15 protein-coding genes are annotated in these 15,450 nt (G+C 67.5%); 10 read left to right on the forward strand and 5 right to left on the reverse strand.

Annotation, left to right across the window (positions count from 1 at the left end; translation table 11 throughout):
• Positions 1-33 precede the first annotated feature (33 nt).
• The 5 genes from glcF to BLV04_RS14350 all read right to left on the reverse strand — a co-directional run bounded on the left by glcF (position 34) and on the right by BLV04_RS14350 (position 4,455).
• Positions 34-1,242: a glycolate oxidase subunit GlcF gene (gene glcF, locus BLV04_RS14330; protein ID WP_093033347.1), complete on the reverse strand. Its 1,209-nt coding sequence runs from the start codon at positions 1,240-1,242 to the stop codon at positions 34-36.
• 9 nt (positions 1,243-1,251) lie between these two features.
• Positions 1,252-2,349 carry a glycolate oxidase subunit GlcE gene (gene glcE, locus BLV04_RS14335; RefSeq protein WP_093033352.1) on the reverse strand — a complete coding sequence of 366 codons (1,098 nt, stop codon included), beginning with the start codon at positions 2,347-2,349 and terminating at the stop codon, positions 1,252-1,254.
• 171 nt (positions 2,350-2,520) lie between these two features.
• On the reverse strand, positions 2,521-3,129 hold the full coding sequence (ruvA, locus tag BLV04_RS14340) for a Holliday junction branch migration protein RuvA (protein WP_093033358.1): 609 nt from the start codon (positions 3,127-3,129) through the stop codon (positions 2,521-2,523).
• Positions 3,126-3,713 carry a crossover junction endodeoxyribonuclease RuvC gene (ruvC, locus tag BLV04_RS14345; protein WP_245731892.1) on the reverse strand — a complete coding sequence of 196 codons (588 nt, stop codon included), beginning with the start codon at positions 3,711-3,713 and terminating at the stop codon, positions 3,126-3,128. Before ruvC ends, ruvA begins: the two co-directional genes overlap by 4 nt.
• Positions 3,706-4,455 (reverse strand): YebC/PmpR family DNA-binding transcriptional regulator, encoded by a 750-nt coding sequence (locus BLV04_RS14350; protein ID WP_093033360.1) that lies wholly within the window; start codon positions 4,453-4,455, stop codon positions 3,706-3,708. Before BLV04_RS14350 ends, ruvC begins: the two co-directional genes overlap by 8 nt.
• Positions 4,456-4,697: 242 nt before the next feature.
• Between BLV04_RS14350 and BLV04_RS14355 the strand changes: the two genes are divergently transcribed.
• The 10 genes from BLV04_RS14355 (at position 4,698) to BLV04_RS14400 (ending at position 15,426) form a co-directional block, all read left to right on the forward strand.
• A complete protein-coding gene (locus BLV04_RS14355; protein ID WP_093033363.1) occupies positions 4,698-6,668 on the forward strand; it encodes an LOG family protein in 1,971 nt (656 codons plus the stop codon).
• 37 nt (positions 6,669-6,705) lie between these two features.
• Complete coding sequence (locus tag BLV04_RS14360) at positions 6,706-7,542, forward strand: MipA/OmpV family protein (RefSeq protein WP_093033366.1); 837 nt, start codon at positions 6,706-6,708, stop codon at positions 7,540-7,542.
• A gap of 136 nt (positions 7,543-7,678) precedes the next feature.
• Entirely contained in the window at positions 7,679-8,698 is a 1,020-nt protein-coding gene (locus BLV04_RS14365; protein ID WP_093033369.1) for a chorismate transformation FkbO/Hyg5 family protein, read from the forward strand.
• Positions 8,695-9,465 (forward strand): class I SAM-dependent methyltransferase, encoded by a 771-nt coding sequence (locus BLV04_RS14370; RefSeq protein WP_093033372.1) that lies wholly within the window; start codon positions 8,695-8,697, stop codon positions 9,463-9,465. The genes BLV04_RS14365 and BLV04_RS14370 overlap by 4 nt, the downstream gene beginning before the upstream one ends.
• Before the next feature lie 24 nt (positions 9,466-9,489).
• Positions 9,490-9,777, forward strand: a complete 288-nt coding sequence (locus tag BLV04_RS14375; RefSeq protein ID WP_093033375.1) for a phosphopantetheine-binding protein — start codon at positions 9,490-9,492, stop codon at positions 9,775-9,777.
• A gap of 134 nt (positions 9,778-9,911) precedes the next feature.
• Positions 9,912-11,267: an AMP-binding protein gene (locus BLV04_RS14380; protein ID WP_093033378.1), complete on the forward strand. Its 1,356-nt coding sequence runs from the start codon at positions 9,912-9,914 to the stop codon at positions 11,265-11,267.
• Entirely contained in the window at positions 11,257-11,574 is a 318-nt protein-coding gene (locus BLV04_RS14385) for a 3-hydroxyacyl-ACP dehydratase FabZ family protein (RefSeq protein WP_093033381.1), read from the forward strand. The genes BLV04_RS14380 and BLV04_RS14385 overlap by 11 nt, the downstream gene beginning before the upstream one ends.
• Positions 11,571-12,494 carry a lysophospholipid acyltransferase family protein gene (locus BLV04_RS14390; RefSeq protein WP_093033384.1) on the forward strand — a complete coding sequence of 308 codons (924 nt, stop codon included), beginning with the start codon at positions 11,571-11,573 and terminating at the stop codon, positions 12,492-12,494. The genes BLV04_RS14385 and BLV04_RS14390 overlap by 4 nt, the downstream gene beginning before the upstream one ends.
• Entirely contained in the window at positions 12,484-13,086 is a 603-nt protein-coding gene (locus BLV04_RS14395) for a LolA-related protein (RefSeq protein ID WP_139191938.1), read from the forward strand. The genes BLV04_RS14390 and BLV04_RS14395 overlap by 11 nt, the downstream gene beginning before the upstream one ends.
• 3 nt (positions 13,087-13,089) lie before the next feature.
• Positions 13,090-15,426: an MMPL family transporter gene (locus BLV04_RS14400; RefSeq protein WP_093033390.1), complete on the forward strand. Its 2,337-nt coding sequence runs from the start codon at positions 13,090-13,092 to the stop codon at positions 15,424-15,426.
• Positions 15,427-15,450: the final 24 nt, after the last annotated feature.

A 15,450-nucleotide genomic window follows, 5' to 3' on the forward strand; every position in this document is an offset into this window, starting at 1 on the left:
CCGCAAACCTACACCGGGTGCCCCGAGCGCGGCTCAGCCGTCGAGCAGCTCGAGCCAATGGACGACCGGGATCTCGGTGCCGCCGCCGATCTGAAGCTGGCAGCCGATGTTGGCCGTCGCGATCAGCTCGGGCCGGCCGGACTCCAGCGCCTCGACCTTGCTCGCAAGCAATCGCGCGGAGAGCTCGGGTTGCGTGATCGAATAGGTCCCGGCGGAGCCGCAGCACAGATGACCGTCGGGCACCGGTGTCAAGGTAAACCCGAGCCGCGACAGGACCGGCTCCACGACCTGCTTGAGCTGCTGGCCGTGCTGCAGCGTGCAGGACGCGTGGAAGGCGACCTTGCGACCTTCACCCGGCGAGCCGAGCGGCGCGAGATCCAGACTCGCGATGATCTCGATCGGATCGCGCGCCAAGTCCGCCACGCGTGCGGCGCGCTCGGCATAGACGGCATCCTCGGCCAGCGCATGGCCGTAATCCTTCACCATGGCACCGCAACCGCTCGCGGTGACCAGGATCGCCTCGCAGCCCGCCTCGATCTCGGGCCACCAGGCATTGATATTGCGCCGCATGGCATCGAGCCCGTCCGTCACGGCGTTCAGGTGATAGGCCGCGGCACCGCAACAGCCGGCATCGGGCGACTCGATCAGATCGAACCCGAGCCGCGCCAGCACCCGCGCCGCCGCCGCGTTGGTCTTGGGCGTGGCGACCGACTGGACGCACCCGCCGAGCACCAACATGCGACGACGCCCCGCGGGCTTCGGCCAGACACCGGCCGGGCGCGGTGTCGGCAGCTTCGCCTTGAGCTTGAGCGGCAGCAGCGGCTTCACCCAGCGCCCGATCCGCATCAGGGGGCCGAAACGCGACGGATAGGGCACGGTTTTCACGAGCGCCCAGCGCAGCAGCCGCTCGGACAGAGGACGTTCCACGCGCTCCTCGACCAGGTGCCGCCCGATATCGAGCAGGCGCGCGTAACGCACACCCGACGGACAGGTCGTCTCGCAGGAGCGGCAGGTCAGACAGCGATCGAGATGCTGCTGGGTGATGCGGGTCGGCGCTTGGCCTTCCATGACCAACTTGATCTGGTAGATGCGCCCCCGCGGTCCGTCGAGCTCGTCGCCGAGCAGCTGATAGGTCGGGCAGGTCGCGGTGCAGAAGCCGCAGTGCACGCAGGTCCGCAGGATGGCGTCGGCCTCGCGACCGGCAGGCGTGCTCAGAAACTCGGGCAGGATCTCGGTCTGCATGCCTGGCTCCTAGAGGGTCGCGTAGAGGCGACCGGGGTTCAGGATGCCGTTCGGATCGAAGGCCCGTTTCATCTCGCGATGCAGTGTCATGAGTCCGGCGGGGAGCGGGTGGAAGACCTCCGAGCGGCGATCACCCCCGCGAAAGAGCGTGGCATGCCCGCCGACGGAGCCGACCGCCGCGCGGATGACCTCGGCCTCGGCATCGCTGCGCAGCCAGCGTTGCGCCCCGCCCCACTCGATCAGCTGCGCGCCCGGCAACGCCAGGGGCGCGACGGTCGGCGGCACCGACACGCGCCACAGCGGGCCCTCGCCGGCAAAGAAGGGATGGCGCTGCTCGCGTATCCGATCGCGCCAGAAGGCGAGCGCATCGCCGTCGTCGATCGCCTCGCCGCCGATCCGCTCGGCGGCGGCCGAGACACCGCCGTGGTTGCCGGACAACCGCACCCAAAGCTGCTCGCCGTCGAAACAGGTCGCGCTGATCGGCAGCGGCTTGGCGGCCCAGCCCGTCATGCGGGCGATCGCCTCCGCCTGCGAGCAGGTCTGTACCAGCGTCCGGCCGGTCGTCGGGATGGGGAGCACCTTCACGCTGATGTCGAGCAGAACGCCGAGTGTCCCGAAGGCCCCGGTCATGAGCCGCGAGATGTCGTAGCCGGCGACGTTCTTCATCACCTCGCCGCCGAAACGCAGGACCTCGGCACGCCCGGTCAGCACGCGTGTGCCGAGCACCAGGTCGCGGGCCGAGCCCGCGTAGGGTCGCGCGGGACCGGAGAGACCACAAGCGATGGTTCCGCCCAAGGTCGCGCCTAACGCCGAGCCGCCCCCTTCCGACGCATCGGCGAAATGCGGCGGCTCGAACGGGAGCATCTGCCCCTGCTCGGCGAGCGCGGCCTCGATCTCGCGCAGCGGGGTGCCGCAGCGCGCGGTCACGACCAGCTCCTTGTGCTGGTAGTTGAGGATCCCGTTATGTCCGGACAGGGACATGACATCGCCGTCGACCGCGCGCCCGAGCCACGACTTGGTGCCGTTGCCCTCCAAGCGCAGAGGCAAGGAGGCATCGGCCGCGTGGCGGACCCGATCTTGAAGCTCGGCGGTCAGGTCGTTGCTCAACGGTCTCCCCTTGTCGTTTAGGAACGATTCAAAATCAATATGAAAAGGTAGGTTGGGCAAAGCGCAGCGTGCCCAACCCGCACCGTCATCACAGAGAGCTCGACGAGAGAATCCCTTTGCGAGGCTTGTCGTTGTCGTTGTCGACAACGATTTGGTGCTTCGGTACCGAATTTATTTCTGGCTCGCGGCTCGCAGGGCGCTGCGGATGATCTCCTCGGCCCCGCCGCTGCCGTCGTCCGCCGCGCGGGCCATCCGCGTCGCGTCGACGGGGCGATAGCCCAGGGCCACCAGAGCGCTCACCGCATCGGCGAGCGCTTGCTCGCGCGGATCTCCACCGCCGGCACGCGTCTCGGGAAGATGGGGGACGCTGCCCGGAATCACATCCAGGCTGTCGCGCAATTCCATCACCAAGCGCTGGGCCGTCTTCCGGCCGATCCCCGGGACCCGGATCAGGACATCAAGGTCTTCGTGCTCGATACATTGTGCGAAGCGTGCCGCGTCCATCGAGGAGAGGATCGCCAAGGCCATCTTGGCGCCGACGCCGGTGACCTTGAGCAGACGCCGAAAGAGCGCGCGCTCCTGCTCGCGGCCGAAGCCGTAGAGCGACCAGGCATCCTCGCGCACCACCAAGTGGGTCACCAGGGCGACGGTCTCGCCGACGGCGGGCAGGTCGTAGAAGGTCGACATGGGGGCCTCGACCTCGTAGCCGACACCGCCCACGTCCAGCAACAGCTGGGGCGGGTGCTTGGCGAGGATGCGGCCGTGCAGACGGCCGATCACGGGCGCCAATCCCGCCAGGAGGCGGAGGCCCGTCCGCGCGCGGGGATGCCCATCGAGTGGGCATGACAGAGTGCGATCGCCAGGGCGTCGGCCTCGTCCTCGCAGGGTGTCTCGGGCAGCGCGAGCAGGACCCGAATCATGTGTTGGACCTGGGCCTTGTCGGCCCCGCCGGTGCCGACGACGGCGAGCTTGACCGTCTTGGGACTGTATTCATGCACCGTCACGCCGGACTTGAGCCCGGCGCAGAGTGCCGCGCCGCGCGCCTGACCGATCTTGAGCGCTGCAGTCGGATCACGGGCGAAGATGAGCTGCTCGACCGCCATCTCGTGCGGCGCATGCTCGGCCACGATGGCGGCCACACCGTCGAAGATGCGACCGAGACGATCCGGCCAGGGGTATTCGCCGACTCGCAGGGTGCCGCTGGCGATCCAAAGGCTGCGCTGACCATCGGTGTCGATGACCCCGTAGCCGGTCGTGCGCGAGCCGGGATCGATGCCCAGGATGCGATGGCGGAGCTTGGCCGGGGATCCGATCGGCGTGCGGCCGACGAATACGCCGACCGGTTGCTGACGCTCCTCAGGCATCGAGCTCGGCCAGGATCTCGTCGGCGATATCGGCGTTGTGATAGACGTCTTGGACATCGTCCAGGTCGTCGAGGACATCGACCAGACGCAGAAGCTTCTCGGCCGTGTCGCGATCGAGCTCGGCGAGGGTCGCGGCGTTGTAGGAGACCTCGGCCACCTCGGTATCGAACCCGGCTTGGGTCAGCGCGTCCTTCACCGAGGCGAACGCCTCGGGCGTGGTGACCACGTCGAGCGAGCCGTCGTCGTTGGCAAGGACATCCTCGGCACCGGCCTCGAGGGCCGCTTCCATCACCGCATCCTCGTCGGTGCCGGGCTGGAAACTGATGATGCCCTGCTTGGTGAAGAGATAGCCGACCGAGCCGTCGGTGCCCAGGTTGCCGCCGTGCTTGCTGAAGGCATGACGAACCTCGGCCGCGGTGCGGTTGCGGTTGTCGGTCATGCAATCGACCATGATGGCGACGCCGCCGGGACCATAGCCCTCGTAGCGGATCTCCTCGTAGTCGTCGCCCTCCATCCCGCCGGCGCCGCGCTTGATGGCGCGCTCGACCGTATCGCGCGGCATGTTGGCGCCGAACGCCTTGTCCATCGCCAGACGCAACCGCGGGTTCGCACCCGGATCACCGCCGCCTTCGCGGCTCGCGACCGTCACCTCGCGAATCAGCTTGGTCCAGACCTTGCCGCGCTGCTTGTCCTGCGCCGCCTTGCGATGCTTGATGTTGGCCCATTTGCTGTGACCCGCCATCGATGACCTCTCTTCACTCGAAATCGACCAAGCGCGCCCGGGATCCGGAACTGCGACCATGAGCCGGGCCGGTTGACACCACGGGAGTCGCGCTGCATGTTGTTTGGCCTGTCATTCTAGCATCGGCCGGGAAACACCGGGTAAACCCCGGCGCGCGGATCCAAGCGCGGACCGCCCGGCGGGCCCGCAACCGAACGCCGATCCGACCCCCGGCGATACCCCAGCGACATCAGGACCAGGACATGTACGCGACCCCCGAAACCGGCGACGGTTGGATCACGGCCCTCGTCGGCACCGACGAGGAAGGCTTTCGGGTCGAGGCGCGCTTTGCGATCTCGCCGCGGTTTCGCGCGCTCGTGAAGGGTCGTGAGTCCGATCTGGTCTTCGCCGCCCGCAGTCGGCTCGCTCGGATCGGGATCAACATCTGTCCGCTCGAAGAGCCGCTCTTCGACGGGGACCACTGCACGCTCAAGCTCCAGGTCGTCTCGGCGATCCGCTCATTCGGCATCGCCGAGCATCTTCGGCATATCGTGGTGCCGGGTCTGCGGGTCGGACGTCTGGTGTTCTGCCCGCAGGACAATCGGCTCGACTCCGCCGCCATCCACGGACTCATCCAGGGCAACGAGATCCAGGTCCCGGCCGGCTTCTCGGTCGACAGCAACGGCTATCTCATCCTGCGGCCGCAGCGACAGCTCTTCCGATTTCTCAAGCCCTTGACGCTCGAGCAGATCACGGCGATCGCCACCCATGCCGACGGTAAGGATCTGCTGAACCGCCTGCAGATCCGCGAAGCGGTCGATCACATCGCGCTGCCCCCGAACGACGGACTGGTGACGGCCTGCTCCATGTTTCTGCACCGTCATTACGTGGTGCTCCGCAACCTGGACGACGCGCTCGGCTTTCATCTGCAGGCGACGGTCCTGGATCCGGTCTCCACGCGCGGCACGAACGTCTATCTGGAGTTCATCAACCGCTCCGAGCGGTTGATCATCAATCCGAGCGTCGCCGCATCGGTACACGACGCCATCCCGGTCACGCCGAGTCGGCGCTACTGGCATGGCCGTGCGAGCACCTCGTCCGCCGACGCGGAGAGCGGGAACGACTATCCGCAGCTCGCCGAGATCTTCGATCGGCTCGAGGCGGGTCCGCTCGAGGATCGCTACTCGCATCGCATGATGGCGGTGACGCAGCATCCCGAGACCTTGCTGGCCGGAGGTCGACCGGATCGGATCTGGACCCGGCCCGAGGAGCCGCGCGACCCACGCGGCGGGACCGACCTGGCGGCCGGCTTGGTCGCCGAGGGCCTGAAGCTCGACACCCGTACCGAATTCGGCACCGCTATCCTGGAAGATCTCGCCGACGGTGCACGAGCGACGCTGTTGCTCGGCTATTTCCCGAATCTCATCGAGCACACCGAGATCTGCGCCGCAGCCCTGCGCCAGCGCATCGGTCGCATCGTCTTTCGGCGCGCCTCCTTCGAGCATGGTCACTTCCTATCAGCCCGCGACCACGGCCGACTGGCCGACTACGAGGGTCTCGGGATCGAGGTCTTCTGGTGCAACGATGCGCGCGCTCAAGTCGTGCGACACGTCTTCCGCGGGTTGCGCGGTTATTTCACCACGCCCGAGCAGGTCGACCGCTTCCGCTCCAGCCTGGTCTTCGCCATCTACGGATCCATCAAGCCGCTGGATGAGGCATCCGCCCTCCAGATCGAGCGTCTGCTGGCCAACCTGAAGGGTCTCTTCGGCAGCGACATCAGCATCCTCACGGGCGGCGGACCGGGTGCGATGCTCCAGGTCACCGAGGCCGCACACCGGCTCGGCCTGCTGGTCGGCTCCAGCTACATCGAGACGCTGGACCAGAAGCCCAATCAAAGCGCCGACTACTACCAGACCTTCCAGGCGCGTAGCCGCCAGTCACGCCAGCGCTGGTTCGAGATCGCGAGCTTCCACATCTTCCTCTCGGGCGGAGTCGGAACACTCGAAGAGATCGGCCTGACCCTGACCGACATGAAGCTCGGCGTCATCGAGGCCGGCCCCATCGTCTTTTTCGACGGCTCGGGCGAGGGATTCTACTGGGAGGGACTCAAGACCCAGCTCGAACGCATGACCGCCCAAGGCCGACTGCCGAGCTGGGTGCTCGACAACATCCTCATGACCGCGGACCCGGACGCTATCCCGCGCTTCTACAAGCAGACCCTGCGGCTGGGGTAAGGCCGTTTTGAACCTTGCATTCCGGCAAGCAACAGGGATGGCCGGCCGCCTGCTGATCCTGCTCTCCGCCCTCGCGGCCTCGGCAGCGGCCGAGGAGTTGCCGCTCTGGGAGGTCGGCGTGGGCGGCGGCGTGATCCGCATCCCGGATTATCGCGGCTCCGGCGAGGCAGGCACCTATCCCTATCCCTTTGTCATGCCGATCTATCGCGGCCGACAGCTCCAAGCGGACGAAGAAGGCATCAAGGGCGTGCTCGGCGAATCGAGCCGACTGCGGCTCGACTTCAGCGTCTTCGGCAATGTCCCGGTCAGCAGCGACAACAATGTGCGCGAGGGCATGGACGACCTGGACCCGATCCTGGAGATCGGCCCGATGTTGCGCTACAAGGCATGGACCGCGCCGCACCCCACTCAATCGGTAATCCTCGACCTGCCCGTCCGAGCAGCCCTGTCGATCGGACACGGCGTCGGATACGTCGGCTATGCGATCACCCCGCGCATCTCGTACCGGCGCCAAGTCGACCTGCTCGACAGACCCTGGAAGTGGTCGATCGGCGCCGAGGCGCTCTGGGGATCCGGGGGATTGAACCGCTATTACTATCAGGTCGACGCGGCGGATGCGACGGGGCAGCGACCGGCCTACATGGCCGAGGCCGGCTTTGGCGGCACCCGACTGCGCACCAGCCTCTACCGGCGCGATCGGAAGAAACTCATCAGCCTTTACGCCCTCTACGACAACCTCCAAGGGGCCGTCTTCGAAGACAGCCCGCTGGTGGAGCAGGCCTCGGGGTGGACCGTCGGGTTTGTCGTCACCTGGTTTGTGTTTCAGTCGAAGGACTTGGTCGAAATGAAGCAATGGGAATGGATGACCGAATAGCCCCTGCATGCAGCGGCGGACCGGTCGGTGCGCAAGCCGTCCGAGCCCGCGAGATCCGCATCGTGCGGTCGTTCCAGGGCACCGAGGTCCGGCGCGCGCATGCCCTCGATCTCGGGTGCGGGCGTACGATCGCGCCATGATCGCGTATACGAGCGGCGAGCCGGGCGGTGCAGATGGTGGGTTGCTCGCCGATATCCGCTTCGGACTGCACCATGATCGCGATCCCGCCGACCCGCGCCGTATCCAAATCGGCACACCGCCCATCGCCGGCTCGCCACGCCGCGAGGTCTGGCGTCTGCCGCAGACCGGCACGGCGGGTTGGTCGGGCGACATCGGCTACGTCTGCGGAGGCGACTTTCTCTTTGCGCATCTGCTGGTCCAAGAGCCCGCCGGGATCGACCTGTCGCGCCTGACAGAACGAGCCTACAAGCAGCTACTCGCAGTCCTGCGCGATACCGGCTTCCCGCACCCGCTGCGCATCTGGAACTACATGTCGCGCATCAACGACGAGGAGCTGGGCCTGGAGCGCTATCAAGCCTTTTGCAGAGGCCGCGCCAGAGCCTTTGCGGAGGCTGCGATCCCGGAACGCTGCTTTCCCGCAGCCACGGCCATCGGTTGCGAGGCACCGGGCCTCTCGATCCATCTGCTGGCCGGGCGCGGCGCAGGCGTGCCCATCGGCAACCCCCGCCAGATCAGCGCCTACCGCTATCCCCTGCCTTATGGACCGCGGCCGCCGTCCTTCGCACGCGCGCTCTGCTATCGAGGTCCGTGCGGGACCCTGGAGCTGGCCATCTCGGGCACGGCGAGCATCGTCGGCCATATCACCATGCATCCGGGGGAGCCGATGCGCCAAACCCGGGAGACGATTCGCAACCTCCACAGCCTCGTCGAGCAGGCGCGCATCGTGCCGCGCCGATCCGACCGGGGCCCGCCGGCACTGCTCAAGGTCTACCTGCGCGATCCGGAGCGCGTTCGCGAGGTCAACACCCTGCTGCGCGCCTGGACGCGCGGGCGCACCGAGATCATGTACCTGCACGGCAACATCTGTCGGCGGGATCTGGAGATCGAGATCGAAGGACACGACAGGGTCTCGCTGCACCATGACGGCGATCCTCACCCGAGCGACCGAGCCGACAGCCGAGAGGCACGCCCATGAATCCACCTCCGGTCAAACGGAGCTTGTCCCCGCACCCCGTGCTTCCCGCCCACTATGGCGCGGAGGAAGACCGTGTCGGGTACGTTCGCGGCTTATTCGATCGGACCGCCGAGAGCTACGACCGGATCAACGCCTGGATGAGCCTGAATCGGGGCCAGCACTATCGCAGGGATGCGATGGTGCGTGCCGGGGTTCGGGAAGGCCAGCGGGTGCTCGACTGCGCCTGCGGCACCGGCGTGATGGCCGCGCATGCACAGAGGCTCGTCGGCACCTCCGGCGTCGTCGTCGCGATCGACCCGAGCCTGCCGATGCTCGCGGTCGCCGGAACCCGCGGGGTGCAAAACCGCGTATCCGGGACCGCCGAGCGCCTACCCCTGCCGGATGCCAGCGTCGATGTCGTCACCATGGGTTATGCACTGCGCCACGTCGCTGATCTGGGCGTCGCCTTCGCCGAGTTTGCTCGGGTGCTGCGCCCGGGCGGTCGGCTGCTGGTCCTGGAGATGGTGCCGCCGCGCTCGCCTGTCGGACACCTCCTCGCGAAGCTCTATTTGAAGCACCTGGTGCCGACGCTGGCCTCATGGCTGGGCGGCAGCGGCGACGCCCGCCGGTTGATGCAGTACTATTGGGACACAGTGGATCAGTGTGTTGCTCCGGGCGTGGTGATCGACGCCTTGCAGGACGCGGGGTTCGTCTCGGTCGCACGATCGGTGAAGCTCGCACTCCTGACCGAGTACACCGCATGTCGTCTCGACGACGACCGATCCTGACAGCGTTTTGAGCAGGCTTTAGGCATGACGGAAGAGACGGCAACAGCTTCGCAACCCTCTATCGAGCAGGTCGAAGAGATGGTGATCCGCGCGTTGCGGCTCGAAGAGGTGGGCATTACACGGATCGACCCGAACGATACGCTCTTCGGCAGCGGGCTCGGGCTTGATTCGATCGACGCGCTCGAGCTCGCGCTGGCTGTCTCCAAGGAGTACGGCGTGACCATCAGCTCGGATGACCCGAACGTGCAGCAGATCTTCGCCTCGCTCGCGAATCTCGCCACCTACATCCAAACTCGACGGCGCGAGGCATGACCCTCTCGGCGCGCGTGCCGACCGCGCTCGCGATCCGCCGCCGGGTCCTGCGGGACCTGGAGCACACCCCCTTCATTGACTCCCTGCGCGGATCCCTGCGCCTGGACCTTCGCTGATCCAGGCGGAGCCGTCGCGTGCCCGAAACACCGGAATCACTACCGCTCTTGCCTGGATTCCAGGCGAATCGGACCTTGTTTCTGACCGGCTCGGCCGGCGTGGTGACGCATCGGGAATTCCTGAACAAGGCCGACGCACTCGCCAGGACACTACCGACCGCACCCTATCTGATCAATCTCTGCAACAATCGGTATCTGTTCGCGCTCGCCTTCGCGGCCGGACTGATCCGAGGTGCCGTGAGCCTGTTCCCGCCGAATCGGCTCGCCGCAACCGCGCACGAGATCGCCCTGGAGTATCCCGGCGCCGTCTGCCTCGCCGACACGTCGGTCGAAGGACTGGAGCTGCCGCTCGGTGTTGTCGAGGAGCCGGATTCGCTCGCCTGCGTCGAGCGGGCAATGCACTTCATCGCAGCCGATCGCGAGGTCTTCATCGGCTTCACCTCCGGCAGCACCGGCCACCCGCGTCCGCATCCGAAGCGCTGGGGCGATCTCGTCGGCTGCGCCCGTGCGGCCGCACGGCGCTTCGGCTTCGGCCCGGAGTGCAGCATCGTCGCCACCGTCGTCCCTCAGCACATGTACGGCATGGAGCTGTCGATCATGGTGCCCTTTGCGACCGGCGCCGCGGTGGCCGCAGCCCGCCCCTTCTTTCCGGCCGACATCCGTGACGCGCTCGCGCGCGCACCGGCGCCGCGCATCCTGGTGGCGACGCCCGTGCATCTTGCGAGCTGTGTCGAGGCGGGCTTGACCTGGCCCTCCGTGGACAGGGTGATCTCGGCGACCGCCCCGCTGTCGCAGACGCTGGCCGAACGTGTCGAGTCGCTGCTGTCCACCCGGGTGCTCGAGGTCTACGGCAGCACCGAGACCGGCTCGATCGCCAGTCGCCGCACCTGCCGGGATCCGGCTTGGACCTGGTACGAGAGCGTGCGCCCGCTGCGCGAGGCGGATGGGGTCCGCGTCACGGCCGACTTCCTCCCTGCCGCGACGATGCTCGGCGACCTCTTGGAGCTCGATGGCGACGGCGGCTTTCATCTCCTCGGCCGAGCCGCCGAGATGCTCAAGGTCGGCGGCAAGCGCGCCTCGTTGGCCGATCTGAACCTGAAGCTGACGGCGATCGAGGGCGTGCGTGACGGCGTCTTCGTGGCACCCGACGGGGACCGGGATCCGGTCGGGCGCCTCGCCGTGATCGCGGTTGCACCGGGGCTGACCCGGCAGGCGCTGATTGCCGGATTGGCGGGTCGTATCGATCCGGTCTTTTACCCGCGCCGGGTCGTCTTCGTCGATCGCCTGCCCCGGAACGAGGCCGGCAAACTGCCGCGGGAGAGCCTGCTGCGGATCTTGGAGACCCCGATCCAAGGCGAGCAAGATGCAGACTAGCAGGATGCCGACTCGGCGGATCTCCATCCCGCTCGAGCATCCGGTGTTCGAGGGTCATTTCCCGGGTCGCCCGATCATGCCCGGATCCCTGTTGATCGATCTCGTGCTTGCCGCCTGGGAGAACTCCGGGGGCGATCCGGTCACATCGGTGCCGAGCGTGAAGTTCCATCGGCCGGTGGCGCCCGGCGACACCCTGGTGCTCCACTTTACGCCGACGATCACGGGGACTGGAGCCGGGGTGCGCTTCACCTGTCTTCGCGAGGAGACGCTGGTCTGCTCCGGTCTTCTCGCACCGCAGGCACCATGACCGACTGGTCCAGCCAAGGCGAGCGAGGCAGCCGCTTCGCGGTGCGTCTGATCCTCTGGATCGCGCTCCATCTGGGTCGAGCGCCCGCGCGCCTGCTGCTCTATCCGATCACGCTCTATTTCCTGATCAAGGCCGGGCCGCAACGGCGCGCGTCCCGACGCTTCCTGACCCAAGTGCTCGGCAGACCCGCTCGGCTCGCGGACATCGCCCGACATCTCCACAGCTTTGCGGCAACCATCCTCGACCGCGTCTTCCTGCTCGCCGGGCGCCGAGAGCTGCTGGACATACGCCTGCATCACCCGGAGCGAGTCACCGACCGCGTCGCGGCCGGTCAGGGCTTCCTCTTGCTCGGGTCGCATCTCGGCAGCTTCGAGATCCTGCGCGCGCTCGCCATCGAGGAGGCGCGGTTGCCCCTGAAGATCCTCATGTATCCGACCCACAACCGTATCATCACGGAGCTGCTGCATGCCTTGAACCCGGCATTCGCCGACTCGGTGATCTCGCTCGCCTCCCCGCAGCCGCTCCTGGCCGTGCAGGAGAACCTCCAGGCCGGCCGGATCGTCGGTCTGCTCGGCGATCGCTACATGCCGGGCGAGCCGACGGTGATCTGCGACTTTCTCGGACGTCGCGCCGCCTTTCCGACCGGCCCGCTGAGTCTGGCCGCGGTGACCGGGGTGCCCGTGATCCTCCCCTTCGGGATCTATCGCGGCGGCAACCGCTACGATGTCTATTTCGAGATCCTCGCCGAGCGCATCGAACTCGATCGCGCGCGGCGCAAGGCATCGCTGCAGGAGTGGATTCAGCGCTACGCGGACTGCCTCGCCCATTACAGCCGCGAGGCACCCGAGAATTGGTTCAACTTCTACGACTTTTGGGAGGATGCGGATGACGAGCGCGGGACCTCGCAACGTGCGCGCTAGAGAGGCCGCCACGTCGTTCCTGCTCGGTCTGTGCTCGGCCTGCATCGCAACAGCCGCCGCAGCCGAACAGCCCGCAGACGTGCGGGCGCTGATGCAGCGCCTCGGTCGCGTCGAGCGGGTCGAGGTCGCCTACCAGGAGCGTGTGGAGTCCGGGCTGATCGATACCGCCGTCGGTACCCGCGGCAATCTCCTCTACCAGGCCCCGGACCGCATCCGCCGCATCAGCGACGACGGCGACGGCTTCGCGCTGGAGGGCAATCGGATGCAGCTCATCAGAGGCAATCAGGTCGCCGATGAGCTGATCGTGCCCGAGATCAAACCACTGGCGGCCTTGGTCGGCACGCTGCGTGCCACCTTCGCCGGCGACCTCGCCGCGCTGCAGGCGGACTATCGGCTCGACTACGGCGCGAGCGAGCAGGCGTGGACCCTCGACCTCGCACCCCGAGCGATGGCGCTCTCGCCCCTGTTCCAGCGCATTCGGATCGTCGGCAACGGCGCGACGATCGAGACCATCGAGATGCTGGAGGCGAACGGGGACCGTCGCACCCTGCAGATGCGGCTGCTCGCACGCGAGCCGGCCGGAATCGAGTAAGGGATGCCGCTGCCCAAACCGCCGCGGCGCTTGATACTGCTGGCGACCTGGCTTGTCGTTCTGGGGCTGCTCGCACTCTGGAACGGCTTCAATCTGCGCCCGAGCACCGATCTATCTCAGTTCCTGCCGCGCGGCGTGTCCCTGCAAGACGAGGTGCTGCTGTCGCAGGTGCGCGGCGGTGTCGCTGCCCGCACCCTGCTGCTGCGCATCGGCGGGAAGCGGCCGACCGAGGCACTGGCCGACGCGAGCCGTGCGTTGGCCTCGCGGCTGCGCAACGACGAGGGATGCGCGCAGATCGCCAACGGCGAGCTCGATCTCGCAATGCGCGAGACGGACCCGGACCTCTTCCGCTACCGCTATCTGATCGGTCCGCCGGGTGCCTGCGTCGATGCACTCACCGAGGCCGGGCTGCGTGCCGCACTCGAAGAACGCCTCGCGGAGCTGGCCTCGGGCGCGGCCATGCTGGACAAAGAACGCTTCGGCGCGGATCCCACCGCCTGCTATCGCCAACTGCTGCGCGCGCTGATCCCGCAACGCACACCGGATCGCCGGCATGGGGTCTGGTTCAGCCCCGACGGCGGCCACGCACTGATGGTCGTGGTCACGCACGCGCAGGCATCGGATCTCGCCGCGCAACGCCGTGCGGTCGAGCAAATCCGGGAGGTCTTCGATGACCTGCCCGAGAGCACCGGTCTGACATTGGAGCTCGCCGGCCCGGGCTATTTCGCGGTCGGCTCGGAGCAGCGCATCAAGACCGAGACGCAGGTGCTGAGCATCGCGGCCGGCATCGCCACCGCGGGGATCCTGGCCCTCGCCTTCCGCTCCGCGGCGCTGGTGCTGCTCGGCATGCTGCCGCTGCTGAGCGGGGTCATGGTCGGGACCGCGCTGGTGTCCTGGTTGTTCGGCTCGGTGCACGGCATCACCCTGGCCCTGGGTGCCACCCTACTCGGGGTCGCGCTCGACTATCCAGTGCACGTCTACGCCCATGCCGCCGGAGCCGATGCCCGCCAGACCAAGCCGGTCTGGCGCACGCTGCTGCTGGGCATGGCGACGACGGTACTCGGCTACGCGGCCTTGGCCTGGACCAGCTTCGAGGGCCTGTCGCAGCTCGGCGTCCTGGCTGCGGCGGGTCTGATCACGGCGGCCCTGACCTCCCGTTATCTGCTTCCGGCACTCATGCCCGTCGGCTATCGGCTGCCGGAGCGCCGCTGGCTGGCCGCGTTTCAGGCACGCCGGCCACAATGGTCGCCGCGTGCCGGAACGGGGCTGTTGCTGCTCGGTCTCGCCGGACTCGGGCTGGTCCTGTCGATCGGCGGCAACCCGTGGGAAACCGACATCCGCCGGCTGAGCACGGTGCCTCAGGCCGAGATCGAGAAGGACAGTTTGATCCGCGCCCAGCTCGGCGCCCCCGACGTCTCGCGTCTGCTCTATGTCGTGGCGGATGAGGAAGCGACCGTGCTGGAGCGCCTGGAGGCGGTGTTGCCCGACCTGGAAGGTCTCCAAGCGCAAGGACTGATCGGCGGGTTCGACAATGTCGCGCGCTGGCTGCCGAGCCCGCAGACCCAAGCCGCGCACCGCGCCGCACTCCCGGAGCGTTCGGAGCTGACTGCACGCTTGGCGGCCGCCAACGCCGAGCTGCCCTTTCGCCTGGAGCGGCTCGCGCCCTTCGTCGACGACGTGGATGCCTCGCGTGATCTCGAGCCCCTGACGGCAGCCGATCTTGCCGACGGACTCATCGGGACACGCGTCTCGATGCTGCTCCAGCCGCTCGGCGACGCCTGGCTCGGCCTGGTACCCCTGTCCGGCGTCGCCGACGAGGCCGTCGGTCCACTGGAGGCGTCGGCCGAGCGCCTCGGGATCCAGTATCTGGACCTGCGAGAAGGCACCGCCGATCTGCTGGCCGGATTCTTCGCCGAGACCCTGGACAAGTTCCTGGTCGCTGCCCTCGTCATCGCGCTCGCCTTGGCCCTCGCACTGCGCAGCCTCGCGCGGATCGGCCTGGTGCTACTCCCGATCGTCGTCGCACTCGTCTGGACATTCACGCTGTTGATCCTGATCCAGGGCTCGGTCAACCTCTTCCATCTGGTCTCGCTGCTCCTGGTCGCGGGGCTTGCCGTCGACTACAGCCTCTTTCTGAATCGCCCGGCCGCCGACGAGGCGGATCGGCTGCGCACCCTGCTCTCGGTGAGTGTCGGCGCGGGCTCGAGCTTCGCCATGTTCGGCTTTCTTGCGCTGTCCGCGATCCCGGCGCTGCAGGCGATCGGTCTCACCGTCACCCTGGGCATCCTCTGCGCCTACGTCCTGTCGCTGCTGCTGGCGAGGGCAGAGTCGGTTGGTTAAACTCGCGAAATCAGGGTTTTCCAG

It is taken from the genome of Thiocapsa roseopersicina (assembly GCF_900106925.1).
Lineage (GTDB): Bacteria > Pseudomonadota > Gammaproteobacteria > Chromatiales > Chromatiaceae > Thiocapsa > Thiocapsa roseopersicina.